Source organism: Actinomadura bangladeshensis (genome assembly GCF_004348335.1).
GTDB lineage: Bacteria > Actinomycetota > Actinomycetes > Streptosporangiales > Streptosporangiaceae > Spirillospora > Spirillospora bangladeshensis.
This window is the reverse complement of record NZ_SMJW01000029.1, coordinates 1-21,863: the sequence shown is the minus strand read 5'-3', so window position 1 is coordinate 21,863 and position 21,863 is coordinate 1. Positions and strand designations below refer to the sequence as shown.

The 21,863-nt window shown below is 74.5% G+C and carries 20 protein-coding genes; 8 read left to right on the top strand and 12 right to left on the bottom strand.

The annotated features are described in order from the left end of the window. Positions 1-30: 30 nt before the first annotated feature. Positions 31-747 (top strand): metal-dependent hydrolase, encoded by a 717-nt coding sequence (locus E1284_RS08375; protein ID WP_207923635.1) that lies wholly within the window; start codon positions 31-33, stop codon positions 745-747. Here E1284_RS08375 and E1284_RS08370 read toward each other — a convergent pair whose 3' ends face one another. Genes E1284_RS08370 through E1284_RS08360 form a run of 3 tightly spaced genes read right to left on the bottom strand, consistent with a single transcriptional unit; the run spans position 748 to position 3,411 of the window. Further along, complete coding sequence (locus E1284_RS08370; RefSeq protein WP_131938431.1) at positions 748-1,272, bottom strand: hypothetical protein; 525 nt, start codon at positions 1,270-1,272, stop codon at positions 748-750. It abuts the gene before it with no gap. Then, the gene (locus E1284_RS08365) at positions 1,265-2,740 is read right to left on the bottom strand and encodes a sensor histidine kinase (protein WP_243714343.1); all 1,476 of its coding nucleotides are present in this window, start codon (positions 2,738-2,740) and stop codon (positions 1,265-1,267) included. Before E1284_RS08365 ends, E1284_RS08370 begins: the two co-directional genes overlap by 8 nt. Then, a complete protein-coding gene (locus E1284_RS08360) occupies positions 2,737-3,411 on the bottom strand; it encodes a response regulator transcription factor (RefSeq protein WP_131938430.1) in 675 nt (224 codons plus the stop codon). Before E1284_RS08360 ends, E1284_RS08365 begins: the two co-directional genes overlap by 4 nt. A 101-nt stretch (positions 3,412-3,512) precedes the next feature. Here E1284_RS08360 and E1284_RS08355 point away from each other — a divergent pair, with 101 nt between their 5' ends. Then, positions 3,513-5,222 carry a hypothetical protein gene (locus E1284_RS08355; protein WP_131938429.1) on the top strand — a complete coding sequence of 570 codons (1,710 nt, stop codon included), beginning with the start codon at positions 3,513-3,515 and terminating at the stop codon, positions 5,220-5,222. A 47-nt stretch (positions 5,223-5,269) separates the two neighbouring features. On the opposite strand, the gene E1284_RS08350 is transcribed toward E1284_RS08355, so the two are convergent. The 8 genes from E1284_RS08350 to E1284_RS08315 all read right to left on the bottom strand — a co-directional run bounded on the left by E1284_RS08350 (position 5,270) and on the right by E1284_RS08315 (position 14,595). Next, a complete protein-coding gene (locus E1284_RS08350; protein ID WP_131938428.1) occupies positions 5,270-6,367 on the bottom strand; it encodes a baeRF3 domain-containing protein in 1,098 nt (365 codons plus the stop codon). Positions 6,368-6,456: 89 nt separating this feature from the next. Then, entirely contained in the window at positions 6,457-7,392 is a 936-nt protein-coding gene (locus E1284_RS08345; RefSeq protein WP_131938427.1) for a TIGR03621 family F420-dependent LLM class oxidoreductase, read from the bottom strand. A 17-nt stretch (positions 7,393-7,409) separates the two neighbouring features. After that, entirely contained in the window at positions 7,410-8,063 is a 654-nt protein-coding gene (locus E1284_RS08340) for a response regulator transcription factor (RefSeq protein ID WP_131938426.1), read from the bottom strand. Beyond that, the gene (locus E1284_RS08335; protein ID WP_243714342.1) at positions 8,060-9,292 is read right to left on the bottom strand and encodes a sensor histidine kinase; all 1,233 of its coding nucleotides are present in this window, start codon (positions 9,290-9,292) and stop codon (positions 8,060-8,062) included. The genes E1284_RS08340 and E1284_RS08335 overlap by 4 nt, the downstream gene beginning before the upstream one ends. Positions 9,293-9,351: 59 nt before the next feature. Beyond that, complete coding sequence (locus E1284_RS08330; RefSeq protein ID WP_131938424.1) at positions 9,352-11,385, bottom strand: bifunctional copper resistance protein CopD/cytochrome c oxidase assembly protein; 2,034 nt, start codon at positions 11,383-11,385, stop codon at positions 9,352-9,354. After that, positions 11,378-12,004 (bottom strand): copper resistance CopC family protein, encoded by a 627-nt coding sequence (locus E1284_RS08325; RefSeq protein WP_131938423.1) that lies wholly within the window; start codon positions 12,002-12,004, stop codon positions 11,378-11,380. The genes E1284_RS08330 and E1284_RS08325 overlap by 8 nt, the downstream gene beginning before the upstream one ends. A 107-nt stretch (positions 12,005-12,111) precedes the next feature. After that, positions 12,112-13,236, bottom strand: coding sequence for a DUF5685 family protein (locus E1284_RS08320; RefSeq protein WP_341770380.1), 1,125 nt, complete (start codon positions 13,234-13,236; stop codon positions 12,112-12,114). Between the two features lie 60 nt (positions 13,237-13,296). Further along, positions 13,297-14,595: a helix-turn-helix domain-containing protein gene (locus E1284_RS08315; protein WP_131938422.1), complete on the bottom strand. Its 1,299-nt coding sequence runs from the start codon at positions 14,593-14,595 to the stop codon at positions 13,297-13,299. A gap of 289 nt (positions 14,596-14,884) precedes the next feature. On the opposite strand from E1284_RS08315, the gene E1284_RS08310 reads away from it, so the two are divergent. The 5 genes from E1284_RS08310 to E1284_RS08290 all read left to right on the top strand — a co-directional run bounded on the left by E1284_RS08310 (position 14,885) and on the right by E1284_RS08290 (position 19,979). Continuing rightward, positions 14,885-16,330, top strand: coding sequence for an NCS2 family permease (locus E1284_RS08310; protein ID WP_131938421.1), 1,446 nt, complete (start codon positions 14,885-14,887; stop codon positions 16,328-16,330). Between the two features lie 125 nt (positions 16,331-16,455). After that, entirely contained in the window at positions 16,456-17,619 is a 1,164-nt protein-coding gene (locus E1284_RS08305; RefSeq protein ID WP_424923477.1) for a glycerate kinase, read from the top strand. 153 nt (positions 17,620-17,772) lie between these two features. Further along, a complete protein-coding gene (ald, locus tag E1284_RS08300) occupies positions 17,773-18,888 on the top strand; it encodes an alanine dehydrogenase (RefSeq protein WP_131938420.1) in 1,116 nt (371 codons plus the stop codon). Positions 18,889-18,959: 71 nt separating this feature from the next. After that, on the top strand, positions 18,960-19,592 hold the full coding sequence (locus E1284_RS08295; RefSeq protein WP_131938419.1) for a histidine phosphatase family protein: 633 nt from the start codon (positions 18,960-18,962) through the stop codon (positions 19,590-19,592). Between the two features lie 87 nt (positions 19,593-19,679). Next, on the top strand, positions 19,680-19,979 hold the full coding sequence (locus E1284_RS08290; RefSeq protein WP_067631628.1) for a metal-sensitive transcriptional regulator: 300 nt from the start codon (positions 19,680-19,682) through the stop codon (positions 19,977-19,979). Between the two features lie 30 nt (positions 19,980-20,009). Here E1284_RS08290 and E1284_RS08285 read toward each other — a convergent pair whose 3' ends face one another. Then, entirely contained in the window at positions 20,010-20,489 is a 480-nt protein-coding gene (locus E1284_RS08285; RefSeq protein ID WP_131938418.1) for a MarR family winged helix-turn-helix transcriptional regulator, read from the bottom strand. 114 nt (positions 20,490-20,603) lie between these two features. Between E1284_RS08285 and E1284_RS08280 the strand changes: the two genes are divergently transcribed. Continuing rightward, on the top strand, positions 20,604-21,863 hold a 1,260-nt coding region (locus E1284_RS08280; RefSeq protein ID WP_131938417.1), incomplete at its 3' end, for a DHA2 family efflux MFS transporter permease subunit.

Genomic DNA, 21,863 nt, shown 5'->3' with positions numbered 1-21,863 from the left:
CGGGCGCTCTGAAAGGCGGGGGAACGGCACATGATGGGCAAGACGCACGCCCTGAGCGGCGCGCTGGCGTGGCTGGCCGCCGTCCCGGTGCTCGGCTACGAACGGCTGCTCGGCGACCATGCGGTCTCGCTGTCGGTGGAGCAGGTCGCCGCGGGCGCCGTGGTCTGCGCGGGCGCGGCCATCCTGCCGGACATCGACCACCACAACGGCCGCATCGCCAACACGTTCGGCCCCATCACCCACCACATGTGCAAGTGGATCGGGAAGCTGTCCGGCGGGCACCGGCACGCGACCCACTCGATCCTGTTCGCGGTCGGCATCGGCTGGGCGATGGACACCCTCGCGACCCACTACGTCTACGCCTGGTGGGCCTGCCTGTTCATGATCGTCGGACTCGGGCTGCGCGGCGTCGGGCTGGACTTCGAGGGCAAGGAGCCCCAGTCGGCGCTCGCCGACTGCGCGCTCGCCCTCGTCGCCGTCTGGCTCATGCACAAGATCGATATGAGCTTCGTCGGGTTCGCCGTCACACTCGGCTGCCTGGCGCACGTCGCCGGAGACTGCCTGACACCGCGGGGCTGTCCGGTGTTCTGGCCGCTGCCCTGGCGGATCGACGTCCCGATCGTCCCGAGGACGGACGGCAAGGTGGAGCGCTGGGTCGTGATGCCCGTCCTGACCCTCGGCATCGCGATCCTCGCCGTCCGGTCGGTCCTCGGCGACGTCACCGCCCAGTGGCTGACCAGGAACTGATCATTCGAGCAGGTCGGCGAACCGGTCGCAGCGCATCGTCTGCGACTCCCCCTCCTCGAACGCGTTCGAGACCAGGACGGCGGACACGCCGGGGATCGCCTCCGCGGTGCACACCACCTGCGCCAGCGCCGTGCGGGACCACTCGCCTCCCGGTTCGGCCCGGCCGCCGGCGAACCGGAGGCCCGGCAGCTGGACGCCCACGACGCCGCGCCGCACCTCGTACACCGTCACGGCGGAGGAGTCGTCGATCTCGCTGTGCAGGCCCCTGCGGCGCTCGTCCGCGGTGACCGGCAGGCCGAGCTGGGCCAGCGGCAGATACGGATGGCCGGCCAGCCCCGGGCGGGCGACCCGCGCCAGCCGCTTCCCGCGCACCAGGTAGAGCGTCATGGTGGGCGCCTGGCCGTCCGCGACCGGGTGGCTTCCCGCGCTGAGGATCCCGGTGGGCCGCACGCCGCAGCCCGCGGCCGCGAGCACGGCCGCGAGCGCGAAAGCCGCCACGGCGGTCCCGGAACGGCGCCTACTCATCGACCGCCTCCGCGCCGTCGGGCCCGGCGGGCAGCCACAGCGTGAACACCGCGCCGCCGTCCGGGCCGTTGGCCGCCTCCAGCGTCCCGCCGTGCAGGACCGCGTTCTCCCTGGCGATCGACAGCCCGAGTCCGCTGCCGTCACTGCGGGACCGGGCCGCCTCCGCCTTGACGAACCGGTCGAAGACCGCGCCCAGCAGCTCCTCCGGCACGCCCGGTCCGCGGTCGGCGACGGCGATCTCCACGCCCCGCTCGCCCGCCCGGCACGCCGGGCCGAAGCGCAGCGTGACGGGCGGGCCGCCGTGCCGGACCGCGTTGCCGACGAGGTTCGCCACGATGACGTCGAGCCGGCGCGGGTCGCACCGGACGAGCAGGCCGTCCGGCCCCTCCACCGCGACCCCGCCGGCCAGGCCGCGCGCCGCCAGCGTGCCGGCGACCGCGTCCGCGAGGTCGACGTCGTCGAGGACGAGCGCGGCGGCGCCCGCGTCGAACCGGCTGATCTCGACCAGGTTCTCGATCAGCAGGCCGAGCCGACGGGTCTCCGCCGCGACGAGCCGCGCCGCGCCGCCGTCCGGGCCGTCCGCCTCCTCCTCGGCCAGCACGCCGGTCATCGCGATCATCGAGGTGAGCGGGGTGCGCAGCTCGTGCGAGACGTCCGCGACGAACCGGCGGGACGCCGCCTCCATCGCGCGCAGCTCGGTGACCGTCCGCTCCAGGGCCGCCGCGGTGCCGTTGAACGTCCGCGCGAGGTCGGCCAGCTCGTCCCGGCCGCGCACCTGGACCCGCGTCCCGAGCTCGCCCGCGCCGAGGGCGCCGGCGGCCGCGGCGAGGCGGCGCACCGGCCGCAGCACGCCGCGGGTGGCCAGCAGCGCGAGCAGCAGCGCCGCCGCCAGCGCGAGCACGTCGGCGACCGACAGCACCCGGGTGAACGAGCGCAGGTCGGCCTCCTCCCGCGCGAGGCTCGCCGAGACGAAGACCATCGGCGGGGTGGTGCGCCACGGCTCGTCCGCCGTCGTCTCGTAGCCGGTGACGCGCGTACCGATCAGGAGATAGGGATGGCTCCGGTCCGCCCGGTCCTTGCGGACGATGCGCTGGAAGACCATCCCCCGCATGGCGCGCCGCGCGAACTCCTCGCTCACGGGGACGTCCAGCAGGTCGGGATCCGGCCGCGGGACGGTGCCGTCCAGCGGCACCGGCACCCATACCGCCTCGCGGCCCTCGGCGGCGAGCGCGATCGCCATGTCCGCGCCGAGGGTGTCCTGGACCTCCGGTGGGAGGCGCTGGGGGACGCGCTGGGCGAGCGTGGTGCGCACGTCGGTCAGCACCGCGTCCTGGGCGCGCTGCAGCATCACCCGCCGCATCAGCACGTAGGAGATCCCGGACGCGAGCACCGACGCCAGCAGCGCGACCGCCGTGAACGCCGCCGCGAGCCGCATCCGCAGGCCGGTGAACCGGCGCCGGCCCGTCACGGCGCGGTGAACCGGTAGCCGAACCCCCGGACGGTCTCGATCAGCCGCGGCTCGGCCGGCTCGTCCTCGATCTTGGCGCGGACGCGCTGCACGCACGCGTCCACGAGCCGGGAGTCGCCCGGATAGGTGTGCTCCCATACCTCGGCGAGCAGGTGCCGGCGGGTGAGGACCCGCCCGGGGCGCCGCGTCAGCTCCAGCAGCAGCCGCAGCTCGGTCGGGGTGAGGCGCAGGTCGGTGCCGGCCTTGGTCACCTTCAGCGACAACCGGTCGATGACCAGGTCGCCGTAGACGGAGCGGTCGGTGCGCGTCTGGTCCGCGCGACGCAGCACGGCCCGGATGCGGGCGTCCAGCACCCGGGGCTCGACCGGTTTCACCACGTAGTCGTCGGCACCGGCCTCCAGGCCGAGGACGATGTCGAGGTCGTCGCCGCGCGCGGTGAGCAGGATCACCGGCAGCGAGTCCTCGCGGCGGATGCGCCGGCACACCTCGATCCCGTCGATGCCCGGCAGCATCACGTCCAGAAGCGCGATCTCGGGGCGCCGCGCGCGCAGCGCCGCCAGGCCGTCCTCGCCGGTGGCCCGGGACGTCACCCCGTGCCCCTGGCGGGTCAGCGCCAGCTCCAGCGCCGCGCGGGCGGAGGGGTCGTCCTCCACGAAGAGAATGCTCGCCACCAGGTCATTATCGGATATTTGTGATCAAGCTCCGGGCTGTGTCACGAAATCCGGACACTTCCCGCACCGGACGATGACACCGCACGGGGACGGTGGGCCCCATGGCTCTCGTGATCATCCCGGCACGTCCCCACGCGCCGGCCGCTCCCCCGAGCGCGGACCGCCGGCGCGCGCTCGGCTGGCTGCTCGCCGCCGGGGTGCTCGCGCAGGTGGCGCTGCGCCTGTGGCTCGCCCGCACCCGGACCGGACCGGCCGCGGACCCGGACGAGACCGGCTACCTGATCGCGGCCCGCCGGCTGGCCGGCGGGCCGGGCGCCGACCTGTCCGGGAACACCTTCTACCAGGGCGGATATCCGCTGCTGCTCGCCCCCGTGCACTGGTTCACCAGCGATCCGGCAGCGGTCTACGCCGCCGTCATGGTGATCAACGCGCTGGCGGGCGCCGCGCTGTTCCCGCTCGGGTACGCGGCGGCGCGGCGGTTCGGGCTCGGCCGCCGGACCGCGCTGCCACTGGCGTTCGCGGCGGCGCTGCTGCCGGCCACGACGTTCTTCGGCGCGTTCGCGCTCGCGGACGCCGTCCTGCCAGCGCTCGTCGTCGGATGGCTGCTGAGCCTCGACCGCTTCGCCCGGAGCGGCCGGGCGGGCGACGCGGTCCTCGCGAGCGCGGTCGCGTCCTACGCGGCGGCCGTGCACACGCGCGGAACCGTCCTGCTCGCCGTCCACGCGCTGGCGCTCGCCGTCCTCGCGCTGCACCCGCTGCGGCGGCGCGCGGGCCTGATCGCGGGAGGTGCGGCCCTCGCCGGATACGCGGCGGGTTCGATGCTGAACGCGCGGATCATGGACGCGCTGTACCCCGGGGGCGTGCGCGACCTCGCCGGGATCCTGGAGTCCAGGCTCGGCACGGTGGCCGGGCAGGGATGGGCGCTGTCGGGGGCCGCCGGGCAGCTCTGGTACCTGGTGGCCTCGACGTGGGGGCTGGCCGGCGCCGGGCTGGCGGCGGTCGCGGCGGCGCTGGCGCGGCGCCGGGCCCCGGCCGCCGACCGGTTCATGGCGGCCGTGCTGCTGACCGCGACGTGCGGGATCGCGTACGCGTCGTCGGCGGCACTGCCGGACGAGCACCGGGTCGGCAACTTCGCCTACGGCCGGTACCTGTCGTGCCTCGCCCTCGTCTACGCGCTGGCCGGGGCGGCGGTCCTGCTGCGCGCGGGCGCGCGGACGGCGCTCGGGGCGGCGGCGTCGTCCGTCCTCGTCCTGGCCGGGACCGGGCTCTGGGTGACCGGCTACGCGGGCGAGCGGCTGCGCACCCACGTGTTCATCGCGTTCGACTTCCCCGAGATCATGTTCCTGACCGGCGACCGCACCGCACTGCACCTGCCGGAGGCGACGCTCGCCGCGACCGCACTGCTCGGCGCGCTGCTGCTGTTCTCGCGGGTGGACCGCGCGCCCCTCGCCGCCATCGCCCTGGCCGGGGTGAACCTGGCCGCGATGACCTTCGTCATGACGCCGTCGCGCGAGCGCGTCCGGCCCGTCCCGCCGCTGCCCGGCCCGGCGGCGGGCGGGGTCGTCGCAGACGTCTCGCTCGGCTGGGCGACCCGGACCAAGCTCATGTACCCGGTGTGGTGGACGCGGATCGGCCGGATCGACGTCCGCGACGGCCGCCCGCCCGCGCCCGGCGTGTGCACGGTCGTGGTGCCGGTGCCGGACGGGACGTCCCCGGAGGCGTCATGGCCCGCCCACCCGGCGGGCTGGCGGGTGCACGCGCGGCCCGGCTGGGCGGCCTGGCACGACCCGGCCTGCGCGGCGGCTCGGTAGCGGGCGGCTCGGTGGCGGGCGCGGTGGCGGGCGCGGTGGCGGGTGACTCAGTAGCGGGTGACGAGGGCGATGCGGCCGTGGTCGACGAGGAAGCCGTCGGAGACGAAGGTGACCTCGCCGCCGTACTCCAGCGCCGTCTCGATGACGTCGTCCACGGCGTCGTCGACGACGTCGGCGCCCTTGAGGACGCCCGGCATGCCGTCCACCGGGACGAGTTCGCCGTGCGACTTCACCGCGGGCGCGTAGTAGCCGCGCTCGACGACCAGGTGCTCGCCGCGGCCCTCCTCGACCAGCGGCGTGACCTCGCAGAGGCCGCCCGCGTAGCGCTGGATGCTGCGCGCGGCCTCCAGTTCGGCGAGCACGCCGACCTCGCGGAGGTCCTCGTAGGCGGCGAGCGCCGGGCGGGCCCCCTCGGCGAGCGCGCTCGGCGAGGCGCCCTCGAAGCTGCCGTCGACGCGGCCCGCCACCGTGATGTGCGGCCCGGCCACCTCGTCGAAGAACGCCTGGTGGCGGGTGACGCCGGCGACGATCAGCGGGCGGCGGTCGCGGGCGAGGACCCGGTCGAGTGCGGCCACCACGTCCCGCATGACCTGGCGCTGCCGCTCGCCGTCGCCGCCCTGCGCGGCGCGCCGCGCCTGCCGCCCGGAACCGGCCTCGTCGATCGGCTCCGGCGCGATCGGGAACCCGGCGGCGGCGCGCTCGGCCAGCTCCTCGCCGTGGCCGTCCCACAGCCGCGCCCGCTGGTCCGACAGCGACAGCAGCCAGTAGCGCGGGGTGCGGGTGTAGGCGGCGACGAGGTCGCGGGTCGCGAACCCGGTGTCCACGACGACCCGCTCGTCCACCGGCTGGCCGATCGCGAACGCGTGGTGCTCGCCGTCCGGCGCGGCGAACAGCACGAGGCCGTCGGAGGCGTGCCGCAGGTCGACCTCGTCCGCGGCGCGCTCCAGCCCGCGCAGCACGTGCTCGGCGGCGTCCGGCGCGACCCGGGCGTCGTCGTGCAGCCGGCGCCGCACCTCGGACAGGAGGTTGCGCAGCCGGATGGGATCCTGGCGGTTGTCCGGGACGGACCGGTGCGTCGGCATCAGCACCGACACCGCCGGATAGGCGCGCGGCTTGCGCAGCTCGGACAGGGTAACGGCGTCCATGATCCCCCGATCGGTCAGCCATGTCTCTTATGTCTCTTTTGTAGCTACCGGCAGGTAAACCAGGTGTAAGCCCCGCCCGATGGGGCCGCCTAGACCTGCGCGATCACGGGGCCGAGGACGTCCAGGAACGGCGCGTGCACGGTGACGTTGGAGAACCCGAAGCGCTCGCGCCGCTCCCGGAGCTGCTCGGCGATCTGCGCCTCCGTGCCGAGCAGCACGAACGGGGTGTCGAGGATCTCCTCGGCGGTCAGGTACGGCAGCCGCTCGGCCCGGATCCGCTCGGCCTCGGCGCGCCGGTCCGGGGTCACCTGGACGTGCTGGACCAGGACGTTCCACTCGATGCCGGCGGCCCGCTCCCCCGCGTGCTCGCGGACGAACCGGACCCGCTCCTCCGCCTCCGCGGCGGTGCCCAGCCGGAACGTCCCCGGCTCCTCGCCCTTCACCTGGTACGCCCCCGCGATCCCGACGATGTCGGCGTACCGGGCGGCGGCCCGCAGCACCGTGTCGCCGGTGCCGCCGACGAGCAGCGGCGGCCCGGACCCGCCGAACCCGCCGCGCTGCACGGGCTCCAGCGGCGCCAGCCCGAAGTGCTCGGCCACCGGCCGGTGCCGCTCGTAGCCGTCGCCGCCGAACAGCCCGCCCAGCTCCTCGATCAGCCGGGCCATCCGCTCCGCCCGCGCGCCGAACGGCTCCCACGCGATCCCGGCCGCGTCGAACTCCCACTTCATGTGCCCGGCGCCGAGCCCCAGCTCCACCCGCCCGCCGGTGAGCCGGTCGGCGGTGGCGACCTCGCGGGCCAGCAGGTGCGCGTTCCAGAACCCGGCGTTCAGCACGAGCGTGCCGACGCGCAGCCGCTCGGTCGCGTCCGCGGCGGCGACCATCGTCGGGAACGGCGCCGGGGCGCCGAGGTGGTCGGGCACGAGCGCGATGTCGTAGCCGTACCGCTCGCCGCGCCGGCACCGCTCGGTGAAGTCCTCGCGGGAGGCGATGTCGAAGAAGTTGAACCCGAAGCGGAAGTCCCTCATGCCCCCACCCTGGCAGCTCAGCCGGGCGTGATGAAGGACGTCTCGTAGGCGAGGATCACGGCCTGGGTCCGGTCGCGGGCCTGCAGCTTGGCGAGGATGTTGCCGACGTGCGTCTTCACCGTCTGCGGGCTCACGAACAGGTCCCCGGCGATCTCGGCGTTGGAGCGGCCCTTGGCCATCAGCCGCAGGACGTCCCCCTCCCGCTCGGTGAGCTGCGCGTGCCAGCCGGCGCCGCCGCCCCCGGCGGAGCCGCCGTGCCGCGCGGCCAGTTCCCGGATCGCCGCCGGGAACAGCAGGCTGTCGCCGTGCGCGACCATCCGGATCGCCCGCAGGATCTCCTCGGGCCGCGTCCGCTTGAGCAGGAAGCCGTGCGCGCCGGCCTTCAGCGCGTCGTAGACGTACTCGTCGTTCTCGAACGTGGTGACGACGATGATCCGCGGCGGCTCCGGCACGGTCTCCAGGATGCGGCGGGTCGCCTGGATGCCGTCGAGCCGCGGCATCCGGACGTCCATGAGGACCACGTCGGGGCGCAGCCGCCGCACCGCGTCCGGCACCTCGGAGCCGTCGGCCGCCTCGCCGGCCACGGCCAGGTCGTCCTCGGCGCCGATGATGGCGGCGAGGCCCGCGCGGATCAGCCGCTCGTCGTCGACCAGCAGCACCTTGATCGTCATGTCCCGGACCTTAGCGGCAGTGAGACGCGGAACCGCCAGGCGTCCCCGTCGGCCCCCGCGGCCATGTCGCCGCGCAGCACGGTGACGCGCTCGCGGACCCCGGCGAGGCCGCGGCCGCCGCCGTGGTCGGCGCCGTCGCCCCGGTACGCGCCGAGCGGGTTGCTCATCTCCATCTCCAACCTGTCTCCCGCGATGCCGAGCCGCAGCCGCACCGGGACCTTCCCGGCGTGCCGCAGCGCGTTCGTCAGCCCCTCCTGGACGATCCGGTACGCCTCCCGCGACACGGCCGCCGGAACCTGCTCCACCTCCGCCGCCACCTCCGCGTCGAGTTTCACGCCCGCGAGCCGGGTCTGCTCCAGCAGCCGCCCGAGGTCCTTCAGCGTGGCCTGCGGCGCGGGGCGGGACGCGTCCTCCCGCAGCAGCCCCAGCACGTGGTCGAGGTCCTCCAGCGCGGCGCGGGCCGACTCCTCGATCGCGCCGAGCGCCTCCCGGGCGAACGCCGGGTCGGCGTCCAGGACCCGCCCGGCGGCACCCGCCTGCAGCGTCACCACGCTGAGCGCGTGGCCCACCGAGTCGTGCAGCTCCCTGGCCAGCCGGTTGCGCTCGGCCAGCTTCACCGCCCTGTCCTCGGCGGCGGCGAGCTTCTCGGCGGCGGACGGGCCGAGGAACCACGGCGCGAGCCCGGACAGCAGCGTGCCCGCGGCCACGATCAGCGCGAGCAGCACGGCCAGCGCCGCCAGCCCGATCGCCGGCGCCGTCCACTGCTGCCAGTCGTCCTGCCACCCCCAGACCTCCAGGAACTGGGTGTCCCAGGCCACCACCGGCGCCAGGGTCATCACGACCGCGAACGGCGGCACCGCCAGGCTGAGCCCGCTGACCACCACGCCGGCGCCGAGATGCAGGCTGAACCACGCCGCGGCGCGGAGCCGGCTCTCCCACGAGCGCGCCGACCCCGGCACGAGCGCCGCGGCGGGCCCCTTGAGCAGTTCCCTGGCGAGGGACGCCTCCAGCAGCCGCACCGTCGGCACGAGCCCGGTGACGAACGTCGCCGCCGCCGGCAGCACGAGCAGCATCAGCACGACCGCCACCACGGTGTTGCCGATCGGCAGCAGCGGGGAGAGGCTCATCGCCAGGAACCAGTACGGCATCAGCAGCGCGCCGCCCACCACGAGGTGCGACCAGCGCTGCCAGGTCGTCCGCTCGATCAGCGGCCGCAGCACACGAACCACACCCCCGATCCTGGCAGACCGCTCCTCCATGCCCCTCCCCCGTGAGAGGGAGTGCGGTCCTACGCCTTGCCCTGTTCTTCGGCGGCCCTGTCCAGCTGGGCCAGTTTGGCGAGGCGGGCGTTGTAGGCGGCCAGTTCGTCGTCCTCGGGGCGGCCGCCCGGCCTGGCGGCGCGGTCGGCCTTGCGGTCCGAGCGCCGCGCCTGCCGCTGGTCGTCGGCGTACCACTGGCACGCCATCACGATCAGGACGATGAACGTCGGGATCTCGCCGAACGCCCAGGCGATCGCGCCGCCGGTGTGCTGGTCGTGCAGGACGGTGGTGCCCCACGGCGGGTCGACGGCCGCGTACCAGCCGCGCGCCAGCGCCTGGCTCATGCTCATCACGGCGATGCCGAAGAACGCGTGGAACGGCATCGTCACGAACAGCAGGATGAGCCGGGCGGGGTAGGGCAGCTTCCGCGGCGCCGGGTCGACGCCGAGCAGCACCCAGAAGAACAGCGACCCGGCCGCGAGGAAGTGCACCATCATCGCGATGTGGCCGAGGTGGTTGCGCATCGCCGCCTCGAACAGCGGCGTGAAGTACAGCGCGAACAGGCTCACCACGAAGATGACCGTGGCCACCCCGGGATGCGCGATCACCCGCAGGTAGCGGCTGTGCAGCAGCGCGGTCAGCCACTCGCGCGGGCCGCGGTCGCCGCGCACCCGGGCGGGCTTCAGCGCGCGCAGCGCCAGCGTCACCGGCGCGCCGACGACGAGGAGGATCGGCGTCAGCATGTTCAGCACCATGTGCTGCGCCATGTGCACGCTGAACAGGATCGGCGCGTACTTGGCGACGCCGGTCTGCGTGACGGCGATGATGCTGACCAGCCCGAGGAGCCAGGCGGCGGTGCGGCCCGCCGGCCAGGAGTCGCCGCGCCGCCGCAGCCGGACGACGGCGCCGAGGTAGAGGCCGCCGAGGACGGCGACGAGGGCGGCGAAGAACAGGTCGAACTGCCACAGCGTCAGCAGCCGCACCGGGGTGACCTCGGGCGGCATGTCGTAGCCGAGCAGCGACTTGACCGCGGACTCCGGCTCGGTCGGCGGGGGCGGCGCGGTGCGCGCCAGCGCGACGGCGAGGCCCATGGTGGCCGCCATCACCGCCGCCTCGACGGTGGCGAACCGGGCGAAGGCGCGGGGCTTGCGGTCGTGCAGGGCGGGCAGCGTCCGCTCCCGGTGCCACCAGCCGAACCAGCCGAGCACCGCGAACGCGATGATCTTGCCGAGGGCGAGCCGCCCGTAGTTCGTGGTCACCAGCTCGGCGGGGTCGGGCAGCCGGGCGATGACGTTCACCAGGCCGCTGACGCCGACGGTGATGTAGCACCAGAGGGCCATCCGGCTGAACCGGTCCGCCATGACCGCGAGCCCGTCGCGGCGCAGCAGCGCGTGCGCGCCGACGATGGCGAGCCCGCCGACCCACGGCGCGACCGCGGCGACGTGCAGCGCGACGCCGGTCGTCGCGGTGGCGTGGTTGGCGGCCGAGGCCGAGTGACCGGTCAGCGGCGCGGGGAACAGCGCGATCGCGGCCATCGCGAGCAGCCCGAAGGCGGCGCCGGGCGTGGTCGTGGTGCGCGCCAGCAGCGCCACGACCACGGCCAGCAGGACCACGATCATGAGGGCGGTGCCCTGCGGCAGCGAGCCGACATAGCTGCTCAGCTCGCTGCCGGTGAGGACCTCCCCGACCGGCCGGCCGAGGACGTCGGCGACGGTGAAGACGAGGGTGGCGGCCGCGGCGGCGGCCCATCCGGCGGCGGTCCAGGACGCCACGCTCAGGTAGCCGATCGCGTCCTTGGACAGCCGCGACGCACCCCGCCCGCCCTCGGCGGGCAGGAACGCGGCGGCGGCGAGCAGGGCGCCGACGGTCAGCGCGGACAGCAGGTCCATCGCCATGCGGGCGGCCGGCAGCCCCCACCGGGTCAGCGCGCCGGCGTCACCGAGGCCGGGGATGACCTTCTCGGTGACCGAGCCGCCGAGGACCAGGGCGGCGACGAGGCCGGCCCCGGCCGCGGCCACCGCGACCGCGGCGGCCCGCCAGACGACCAGGCTGCCCTTATTCACGTCCGCTTGCCGCCCGCTGCTTGCGCTGGGCGCGGAACACGATGCCCGCCCCGATCCCGATGCCGACCATGAGGCCGGCGACGATCAGCGTCCAGAGGATCTTCCCGGAGCCGGAGTCCTTCTTCTCGGCGGCCTCCTGGTCGGCCTTGAGCGGCTGCTCGTCGGTGGTGGCCGCCGTGCCCGCCTGCTCCTCGGCGCCGACCGCGCCCGCAGACGGCGCGGGCGCCGCGGCCTCGCCCCCGGTCGCGGTGAACGTCAGGTCGGCGTTCTCGATCGGGTGCCCGTCCTCGCCGACGACCCGGTAGGCCACGGTGTAGGACCCGGCGGGCAGCGGCCCCGCCAGTTTCTGCGTCACCGTCGTGCCGGAGCGTTCCGCCTCACCCGACTGGTAGGTCTTCTTCTGCGCGTCGGTGACGACCACCTTCGCCAGGCTGATCTTGTCGCTGAAGACCAGCTTGATCTCGGTGACCGACTCGGCGGACGCGCCCTTGCCGGGCGTGCTGTCGAGGAGCCGGGTGTGCGCGAGCGCGGGGGTGGCGGTCACGGTGCCGAGGGCGAGGGCGAGGGCCGCGACGACGCCGAGGCGCCGCACGGCCCGGCGGGGCTTGCGGATGTTCATGGAGGGCCGGGTTCTGTAGTGAGTTGAAGGGCTGCGTCCACCTTACTGAGCCGGTCGCCATGGCACGTTCCGGGTCGTGCGCTACCACGTTCCAGGAGGGAGCGCGGTCAGCTGCAGTCGCAGCAGCAGCCGTCGCAGCAGTCGCAGTCGCAATCGCAGTCACAGCACTCGCAGCAGTCGCAGCAGCTTCCGTCGCAGGCGTCGCAGTGCCGGGTGCACCAGCAGCGGTCGCCGCACGAGTCGCCGTGGTGATCGCTCCACTCGGGCTGGAAGACGCCGCAGGTCACGCACACGGCCGCCCCGGTGAAACACGGGATCGGCCAGCCGGGGCGCGGCGGCCGGGGGCCGTGCCTGGACTGGTTCTCCGGATCGGCGAAGACCCGGTCGACGGAGCGGCCCACCTCCCGGTCCAGCAGCGCCCGGACGAGCCGCGGCCGCTCCAGCTCCAGGTCGGCGAGGGCGAGGCGGAGCCCGTGCAGGGCGTCGTCCGCGTGCCGGCGGGCCTCGTCGAGGGTGGTGCCGGTGGCGAGGAGGGGGTTGTAGGCGCCGGCCTCCCGGTCGTCCGCGAGGTCTTCGACGGCGTCGACGAGGTGGGCGACGCGGCCGAAGAAGCGGCCGGCCTCGGCGAGCGCCTCCGCGTTGCCCTCCAGGCCCGCGAGGACGGCCGTGTGCGCGAACACGGCGGCGACGGCCGTCTCGGTGGGCTCGGTCAGGTCGAGGAGGCCGAGCCCCGGCGCCGACTCCAGCAGCGGCTGCCGGGCGACCGCGTCGCGCAGCGCGGACGGGTCGAAGCCGACCGCGGCGCCCGTCCGGCCGCCGGCGGCGTCCCACCGGTCGGCCATCCGCCCCGCCGCGGCGGCGACCAGGCGGCGCGCGTAGGGCCCGTCGCCGTCCGCGACGTGGTCGCGCGTCTTGCCCGCGGCGAGCAGCAGCGACGCGGCGGCGGCCAGCTGCGCGCCCTGCGCCTTCGCCGTGACGACCTCGGCGGTCTTCATCCCGCGCAGCGCGCACGGCCCGGCCTTGCGGCGCGGCGACAGCTCCGGGGCCTGCGCCTCGACCAGCACCGACACCAGCAGCCCGTCGTAGTTGGTGACGAGCCGCGCGGCCTGGCCGTGCTCGGCCCGCAGCGTCAGGCACAGCCCGCACAGGTGGGCCGTCCAGTCCTTGAACAGCGAGCCGCACAGCACATGCCTGCACGGACGAACCACACCGAACACCAGCAACTCCCCCACCTCGAACAATTCGCAGCATTATGGACGCGGCGCCGTCCGAGATGGTTCGGGATGGTTCGGCTACACCCCCACGCAGGTGAGCGCGCGGCGGTAGGCGGCCATCCGGGGCTCCTCGGCGGTGCCGGCCTCGGACAGGACCTCGGCGAGGTCGAACCACGCCTGCGCGGCCTCGCGGGAGGACTCCATCTGCTCCAGGCAGGTCGCGGCGCGGGTCAGCACCTCGACGGCCCGGTCGCGGCGGCCGAGCCGCACCGACGCCTCGCCGAGCACGGTCAGCGCCCCGGCGGTGGCCCGGCGCGGGGCGTCCCCGAGCAGGTCGAGGGCCTCCTCGGCGAGCGCCACCGCCTCGGCGGGACGGCCGAGCGCGGTCTCCGCACGGGCCAGCTCGGTCAGGCACCAGGCGACGTCGATCTCCCCGGACGAGCTGGCGCTGATCTCGCCGCGCACCCGGGCCAGCAGTTCGCGGGCGCGGGCGGCCTGGTCGGGGCGGGCGCGCAGCAGCAGCCCGGCGTAGATCACGCGGAGCCGGTTCAGGTCGCGGGGGTCCTCGCCGTCGCCGGCCAGCATCAGGGCCCGCTCGGCGAGCGTGACGCCCTCCTCGTACTCGCCGCGGATCTCGGCGACGTAGGCGGCCTCCCAGCAGGCGACCATCCGCGCCCGGGGGCTGCCGATCCGCTCGGCCCGCTCGACGAGCTGGGCGGCGAGCTGGCGGGCCCGGACGAGGTCGCCGCGCTCGATGAACGCGGCGAGCAGCGCCGCGCCGAGGAGCACGGCCGCGTCGGTCGAGTCGGCGCCGGTGGCGATGAGGTGCCGCAGCGCGCGCTCGGCCGCCTCGACGCCGGCGCTGACGTCGCCGCGCTCGCGCAGGCAGCGGCTCAGCGCGACGTGCACCTTCGCCCAGTGGTCGAGGTCGGCCTCGGCGGAGGCCTCCTCGGTCAGCGCGGTCAGCTCGGCGATCGCCCCCTCCAGCTCGCCCGCGGCCTCCAGCGCGAGCGCGTGCCCCCAGCGCGCCTGGTGCAGCATGTCGGGCAGCGCGACCGCGTCCGCGCTCGCGAGGACCTCGGCGAACCGGGCCCGCGCCTCGGCCGCCGCGCCGTTGCTGAGCGCGATCTCGGCGTAGTCGAGGGTGACGCGCAGCTCGTCCACGACGTCCTCGCTGACGCCGCTGACGAGGTAGGTCGCCGAGCAGTTCAGCTTCGCGGCCAGCAGCTCCACCACGCTCGGGGCCGGCACCCGCTTGTCGCTCTCGATCAGCGAGATGTAGCTGTCGGACAGTTCGGGGAAGGCGAGCTGCGCCTGGCTCACGCCCTGCCGGATCCGCAGGGCGCGGATGCGCTGCCCCAGTGTCTCCCGATCCATCGTGTGACCACCGCCTACCAGGTAATCGCCGCGCGCGGGGCGAGGAAGAAGCCGACTCAGGTCCTCAAGTGTGCCGATACCCCGGCCGGTCAGGCCCGCGATTCGCCGTATTCGGTACCGAAGCGTGTTCGAATCCGCACCACGGCAGGCTATCGGGGCAGGCTGGAGGGCGCGTCCCCGCCCCGCCATCGCCCCCGTCACGCTGCGGAGTCCGCACCGGCTAATCTGTGCTCGCCCGAATCCCGTCCACGCCGCCGGAACCACCGCCGCGCAGAGATGAGCGCCCGCCATGTCCAAGATCAGTACCGCGAAGACCGACGAATCGCCGCCGGCCGGCGGGGGCGGGCCGCTGGAGCGGCTGTTCGAACTCACCGCGCGGGGCACCACGGTGCCGCGCGAGCTGCGCGGCGGGGTCACCACGTTCTTCGCGATGGCCTACATCATCCTGCTGAACCCGATCATCCTCGGCGGGGCGAAGGACGTCACCGGTGCGACGCTGTCGATTCCGCAGCTGACCACGATGACCGCGCTGTCCGCCGCGGTCACCACGGTGATCATGGGCCTGGTCGGGAACGCGCCGCTGGCGCTCGCCGCGGGCCTCGGCATCAACGCGGTGGTGGCGTTCCAGGCGGCGCCGGTGATGACCTGGCCGCAGGCGATGGGCCTGGTGGTGATCGAGGGCGTGGTCATCATCGTCCTCGCGCTGACCGGCATCCGCGAGCGGATCATGAACTCGATCCCGCTGGCGCTCAAGCACGCGATCGCGGTCGGCATCGGCGCGTTCATCGCGCTGGTCGGCCTCTACGACTCGGGGTTCGTCACCTCCAGCGCGACGAGCCCGCCGCTGTCCCTCGGCACCGGCGGCCACCTGGCCACCTGGCCGACGCTGGTGTTCGCGCTCACCCTGCTGCTGATGATCGTGCTGTACGTGCGGCGGGTGCCCGGCGCCATCCTGATCAGCATCATCGCCGGGACGATCGGCGCGGTCGCCATCCAGGAGAACGCCTCCATCAAGGAGGGCGGCTGGGGCATCGTCACCCCGAACATGCCCGACAAGCTGTTCGCCGCGCCCGACTTCGGACTGTTCGGGGAGATCGACCTGTTCGGCGGGTTCGGCCGGGCCGGGGTGATCACCGCGCTGGTCGTGCTGTTCACCCTGGTGCTGTCGGGCTTCTTCGACGCGATGGGCACGATCCTCGGGGTCAGCGACGAGGCGGGCCTGCTGAACGAGAAGGGCGAGGTGCCGCGGCTCGGCCGGATCCTGTCGGTGGACGGCCTGTCCGCCGCGTTCGGCGGCGTCACCAGCTCGTCCGCCAACACGGTGTTCGTGGAGTCGGCGGCCGGCGTCGGCGAGGGCGCCCGGACCGGCCTCGCCAACATCGCCACCGGCGCGCTGTTCACGGTGACGCTGTTCCTCACCCCGCTCGCCGCGACCGTCCCCGCGCAGGCCGCCGCGCCCGCGCTGGTCGTCGTCGGCGCGCTGATGATGACGCAGGTCGCCAAGGTGGACTGGAGCGACCTGGAGCTGACGATCCCGGCGTTCCTCACCATCGTGCTGATGCCGTTCACGTTCTCGATCACCATCGGGATCGGCGGCGGGATGGTCGCCTACGCGCTGATCAAGCTGGCCAAGGGCAAGATCCGCGAGGTGTCGGTCTGGCTGTGGCCGGTGGTGCTGCTGTTCCTGGTCTTCTTCGCGATCAACCCGATCGAGCAGTGGCTGGACGTGCGGTAGCCGCTCCGGGAGAACACGGCTCTGCGGCCATTTGAGACTCTGGGACGCGTTTGCGGGTGTCAAATAGTGCCGTCATGGCGTAAGCAGAAGGTAGGGCTTTACCTCCCGGCGTGAAAGGCGTGGCTGTGGTGTCCGCGGACTCTCCCTCCCGTCCGTCTCCGCCGGGTCACGTCCTGCTGGCGCCTGACAGGTTCCCGGGGGCGCTGACCGCGGCGCAGGCGGCCCGGCATCTCGCGGCCGGGCTGCGCCGTGCCCGGCCGGACGTCCCGCTGGTGGAGCTGCCCGTGGCCGACGGCGGCGAGGGCACCGTGGAGGCGGCGGTCGCGGCCGGGTGGCGCCGGGTCCAGGTCGAGGTGTGCGGGCCGACGGGGCGGCCGGTCACCGCGCGGCTGGCGCTGAACGGCCGCAGCGCGGTGGTGGAGCTGGCCGAGGCGTCCGGGCTGCGCCGGCTGCCGGGCGGCAAGCCGCGCCCGCTGACCGCCTCCAGCCTCGGGACGGGCCAGCTGGTCGCGCACGCGTTACGGCTCGGCGCCCGCCGGATCGTGCTCGGCCTCGGCGGCGGCGCCTGCACCGACGGCGGCGCCGGCCTCGTGCAGGGGCTCGGCGGGCGGCTGCTGGACGCGCTCGGCAAGGACCTGCCGCCGGGCGGGGCGGCGCTGCGCTCGCTGCACGCCCTCGACCTGCGCGGGCTGCCCGACCTGTCGGGGGTCGAGGTGGTGGTGGCGGGCGACTCCGCGGGGCCGCTGCTCGGCCGCACCGGCGCCGCCGCCGTGGACGGCCCGCGCCGCGGCGCGAGCCGCGACGAGGTGCGGGTGCTGGACGCCGGGCTGCGCCGCTGGGCCGATCTCGCGGAGGCGGCGGCCCGCCGGGCGGCCCGCGACCTGCCGGGCGCCGGGACGTCCGGCGGCGTCGGGTTCGCCGCGCTGACCTTCCTCGGCGCGACGATCGAGCCGGGCCCGGCGCTGCTGCTCGACCTGCTGGGCTTCGCCGGCAAGGCGCGCGGCGCCCGCCTCGTCGTCACCGGCGAGGGCACGCTCGACACCCGGTCGCTGCGCGGCACCGCGCCGATCGGGGCGGCCCGCGCCGCCGCCCGGGCGGGCGCGCCGGTCGTCGCGGTGGCCGGCCGCCGGGCGCTCACCGGCGAGCAGCTGCGCAAGGCGCGGATCCAGGCCGCGTACGCGCTGGCCGACATCGAGCCGGACGAGGAGCGCCGCGTCCGGCGGACCGGGCCGCTGCTGGAGCAGCTGACGGTCGCGATCGCCGACGAGTGGCTGCCGACGCGCCCGTAGCGTGCAACGTTCCACCGGCCGCCGGGCCCGCCGGCCTTTACAGAGTGTCGCCGATGGGGCCGATGCCTTGACACACTGCTCGTAGCCGGAGGCGGGCCCCCGACCGCACGCTGGAAGCACAGGTCCTGGTCAGCGTGGACAGAGGAGCCCCCGGTGAAGATCGGCGTGCCGCGAGAGATCAAGAACCACGAGTACCGGGTGGCGATCACACCGGCGGGCGTGCACGAGCTGACCCGGCACGGCCACGAGGTGTTCGCCGAGCGCGGCGCCGGCCTCGGATCGGCGATCCCCGACGACGACTACGCCGCCGCCGGCGCCAAGATCCTGGACGGCCCGGACGAGGTGTGGGCCGAGGGCGAGCTGATCCTCAAGGTCAAGGAGCCGGTCGCGGCCGAGTACCACCGGATGCGCCGCGGCCAGGTCCTGTTCGCCTACCTGCACCTCGCCGCGTCCCGCGCGTGCACCGACGCGCTGCTGGCCGCCGGCGTCACCGCGATCGCCTACGAGACCGTCCAGCTGCCGGACCGGTCGCTGCCGCTGCTCGCGCCCATGTCGGAGGTCGCCGGGCGGCTCGCCCCGCAGGTCGGCGCCTACAACCTCATGGCGTCCAACGGAGGGCGCGGCGTGCTGCCGGGCGGCGTGCCGGGCGTGGCCCCGGCCAAGGTCGTCGTCATCGGCGGCGGCGTGTCCGGCCTCAACGCCGCGCAGATCGCCGTCGGGATGGGCGCGGACGTGACCGTCATGGACGTGAACGTCGACCGCCTGCGGCACATCGACGCGATCTACCAGGGCCGGCTCCGGACGCTCGTGTCCAACTCCTACACCGTCGAGCAGGAGGCCCGCGCCGCCGACCTCGTCATCGGCGCCGTGCTCATCCCCGGGGCCCGCGCGCCCAAGCTGATCTCCAATGACCTGGTCGCCGCGATGAAGGCCGGTTCCGTCCTGGTGGACATCGCCATCGACCAGGGCGGCTGCTTCGAGGACTCCCGCCCCACCACGCACGCCGACCCGACCTACACGGTGCACGGCTCGACGTTCTACTGCGTGGCGAACATGCCCGGCTCCGTCCCGAACACCTCGACCTACGCCCTCACCGGCGTGACGCTCCCCTACGCCGTGCAGATCGCCGACAAGGGCTGGCACCGGGCCCTCCGCGAGAACGGAGCACTGGCGCGGGGCCTCAACACGCACGCCGGCGACCTCGTCTACGACCACGTCGCCGAGGCCCACGGCCTCCCCTACACCCCGCTCACGTCGGTCCTGGACTGACACGGATCTCCCCCGCGTCCTCACCCTTCCCGGGGTTCCGGTGCGCCCGCCCGCCGGGTAGACACTCCACCATGGGAGAGCTGATCTTGGTGCGGCACGGGGAGACCGAGTGGAGCCGGGCGCGGCGGCACACCGGGCTGACGGACGTGCCGCTGACCGCGCGCGGCGAGGAGCAGGCGCGGGCCCTGCGCCCGGCGCTCAAGGAGCGGCGCATCGTGCGGACGCTGGTCAGCCCGGCGGAGCGGGCGCGGCGGACCGCCGGGCTCGCCGGGCTGCCGGCCGCGGAGACCGACCCGGACCTGCGGGAGTGGGACTACGGCGGCTACGAGGGGATCACCACGGCCGAGATCCGGGAGACCCGCCCCGGCTGGTTCCTCTGGGACGACGGGGTCGTCCCCGGCGACGCCGGGCATCCGGGCGAGACCGTCGACCAGGTCGGCGCGCGGGCCGACGCGGTGCTCGCGCGGGTCGGACCGCTCGCGGACGGCCTGCTCGCGGAGGGCCTGCTCGCGAAGGGCCTGCTCGCGAAGGGCGACGTAGCGCTCGTCGCGCACGGCCACTTCCTGCGGGTACTGACGGCGCGGTGGCTCGGCCTGGAGCCCGCGCTCGGGCGGCTGTTCATGCTCGGCACCGGCACGCTCTCGGCGCTCGGCACCGAGCATGACCGGCCGGTCGTCAGCGCCTGGAACGTCCCGCCGCCGTAACCCCGGGCAGCGCATAAGGTACCTGTTGGGGGATGTCCCCCAGGGGTACCCGGGCGTGCGCCCTCGGAAGGATTGCGGAGGACGGTAATGGCGACCAGCGAGACCCCCACCCGCGGGTACACCGCCACCAAGGACCAGCTGCAGACCCGGCTGGCCCGGATCGAGGGCCAGGTGCGCGGCATCGACCGGATGGTCGAGGACGACCGCTACTGCATCGACATCCTCACCCAGATCAGCGCCGTCCAGGCCGCGCTGGACAAGGTGGCGCTCGGCCTGCTGGACGGGCACGTCCGGCACTGCGTGGCGGAGGGCGCCGAGGAGGGCAAGGGCGACGCGATGTCCACCGAGCTGATGGCCGCCGTCGGCCGCCTCATGCGCCGCGGCTGACCCCGGCCGCCGAACCGCGGCCCGCGGTGATCACCCGCGCTCCATGTTCTCGGCGAGCGTGCGCCAGCCGTGCAGGAAGTGGCTCCGCTCGGTCGGGGTCAGCGCCTCCAGCGTGGCGCGCAGCGGGCGCAGCCGGCGCCAGGCGAACCGCTCGATCGCCGCGCGGTGCGCCTCGGCCAGGCTGACGATCATGCGGCGGCGGTCCCGCTCGTCCGGCCGGCGCTCGACGAAGCCGCCGCGCTGCAGCTCGCCGACGAGCTGGCTGACCGTGGCGGGGTTGAGCGCCATGTGCCGGGCGAGGACGCCCACCGGCGCCGGGCCGTGCAGGACGAGCTGCATCAGCGCGGGCACGTGCCGGGGCCCGAGCCCGGCCTCCTTCACCCGGTGGATGAGGTCCTCGGCTTCGGGGCGCGCGCCCTTCATGCCGCGCATCGTCCGGCTCAGGAGCTGCACCATCGTCTCCATGTCGGCGTCGATCGACGCGTCGGCGGCGAATCCGTCCTCGGACATACCTTGAAGTTCAACATATTTCGTGATGCACTGCAAAACATTGAACTTCAAGATGTTTCACGTCTTGAGCCACGGGGACTCCGGGCTACCGGACCTTCAGGCAAGGGGGGCGACATGGCCGAAAGCCCGTCCACCAAGGTGGCGCCGCCGGGCGGCACCGGCGGCGAACGGCTCGACCGGCGCACGATCGTGCTCGGCCTCGTGATCGTCGCCGGCACCGTGATGGCGATCCTGGACACCACGATCGTCAACGTGGCCCTGGAGACGCTCGGGCGCGACTTCCACACCGACCTGTCCACGATCCAGTGGGTCATCACCGGCTACCTGCTGGCCATGGGCAGCGTCATCCCGCTCACCGGCTGGGCCGTCGACCGGTTCGGCGGGCGGAGCGTGTGGCTGACCTCGATCGTGCTGTTCGTGGCCGGGTCCGTGCTGTCCGGCTCGGCCTGGAACATCGGCTCGCTGATCGTCTTCCGGGTGGTGCAGGGGCTCGGCGGCGGCATGCTGATGCCGACCGGGATGGCCATCCTGACGATGGCGGCCGGACCGCGCCGGCTCGGCCGGATCATGAGCATCGTCGGCGTGCCGATGCTGCTCGGGCCCGTCCTCGGCCCGGTGATCGGCGGCTGGCTGGTCGAGGACGTCGACTGGCGCTGGATCTTCTTCGTGAACGTGCCGGTCGGCGCGCTCGCCTTCGCGCTCGCCTGGTGGAAGGTGCCGCGCGGCCGGGGCGAGGGCGGCGCGTCGGCGCTGGACCTGCGCGGTCTGCTCCTGCTGCCGCCCGGGTTCGCGCTGCTGATCTACGGCCTGTCCACCGCGAGCAGCGAGGGCGGCTTCGGCAACGCCACGACGGTCGGCTGGCTGATCGCGGGCGCGGTCCTGGTGGGCCTGTTCGTGCTGCACAGCCTGCGCCGCCGCGAGCGCTCCCTGATCGACGTCCGGCTGTTCACCGACCGGACGTTCGCGACCGCGTCCGCCGCGGTGTTCCTCGTCGGCATCGCGCTGATGGGCTCGATGCTGCTGATCCCGCTCTTCTACCAGACCGCGCACGGCGAGGGGGCGTTCGCCGCGGGCCTGCTGCTGGCCCCGCAGGGCATCGGCGCGGCCCTCGCGATGCCGGTGGCCGGTGTGGTCACCGACCGGTTCGGGGCCGGCCGCATCGTGCCGCTCGGCATCGCGCTGCTGGTGCTCGGCACCGTCCCGTTCGCCCTGGTCACGGCCGACACCTCCTACTGGCTGCTCGGCGGCGCGCTGGTCGTGCGGGGCATCGGGCTCGGCTGCACGATGATGCCGACGATGTCGGCCGCGCTCACCACGCTGCGCCGCGAGGCCGTGTCGCGGGCCAGCAGCTCTGTCTCTTATACAAATCTCCGC

Excerpts from the sequence above, each read along its gene's own strand:
- E1284_RS08375 (WP_207923635.1), top strand. The coding sequence starts at position 31 with ATGATGGGCAAGACGCACGCCCTGAGCGGCGCGCTGGCGTGGCTGGCC.
- E1284_RS08370 (WP_131938431.1), bottom strand. The coding sequence starts at position 1,272 with ATGAGTAGGCGCCGTTCCGGGACCGCCGTGGCGGCTTTCGCGCTCGCG.
- E1284_RS08355 (WP_131938429.1), top strand. The coding sequence starts at position 3,513 with ATGGCTCTCGTGATCATCCCGGCACGTCCCCACGCGCCGGCCGCTCCC.
- E1284_RS08350 (WP_131938428.1), bottom strand. The coding sequence starts at position 6,367 with ATGGACGCCGTTACCCTGTCCGAGCTGCGCAAGCCGCGCGCCTATCCG.
- E1284_RS08345 (WP_131938427.1), bottom strand. The coding sequence starts at position 7,392 with ATGAGGGACTTCCGCTTCGGGTTCAACTTCTTCGACATCGCCTCCCGC.
- E1284_RS08340 (WP_131938426.1), bottom strand. The coding sequence starts at position 8,063 with ATGACGATCAAGGTGCTGCTGGTCGACGACGAGCGGCTGATCCGCGCG.
- E1284_RS08325 (WP_131938423.1), bottom strand. The coding sequence starts at position 12,004 with ATGAACATCCGCAAGCCCCGCCGGGCCGTGCGGCGCCTCGGCGTCGTC.
- E1284_RS08315 (WP_131938422.1), bottom strand. The coding sequence starts at position 14,595 with ATGGATCGGGAGACACTGGGGCAGCGCATCCGCGCCCTGCGGATCCGG.
- E1284_RS08310 (WP_131938421.1), top strand. The coding sequence starts at position 14,885 with ATGTCCAAGATCAGTACCGCGAAGACCGACGAATCGCCGCCGGCCGGC.
- E1284_RS08295 (WP_131938419.1), top strand. The coding sequence starts at position 18,960 with ATGGGAGAGCTGATCTTGGTGCGGCACGGGGAGACCGAGTGGAGCCGG.
- E1284_RS08290 (WP_067631628.1), top strand. The coding sequence starts at position 19,680 with ATGGCGACCAGCGAGACCCCCACCCGCGGGTACACCGCCACCAAGGAC.
- E1284_RS08285 (WP_131938418.1), bottom strand. The coding sequence starts at position 20,489 with ATGTCCGAGGACGGATTCGCCGCCGACGCGTCGATCGACGCCGACATG.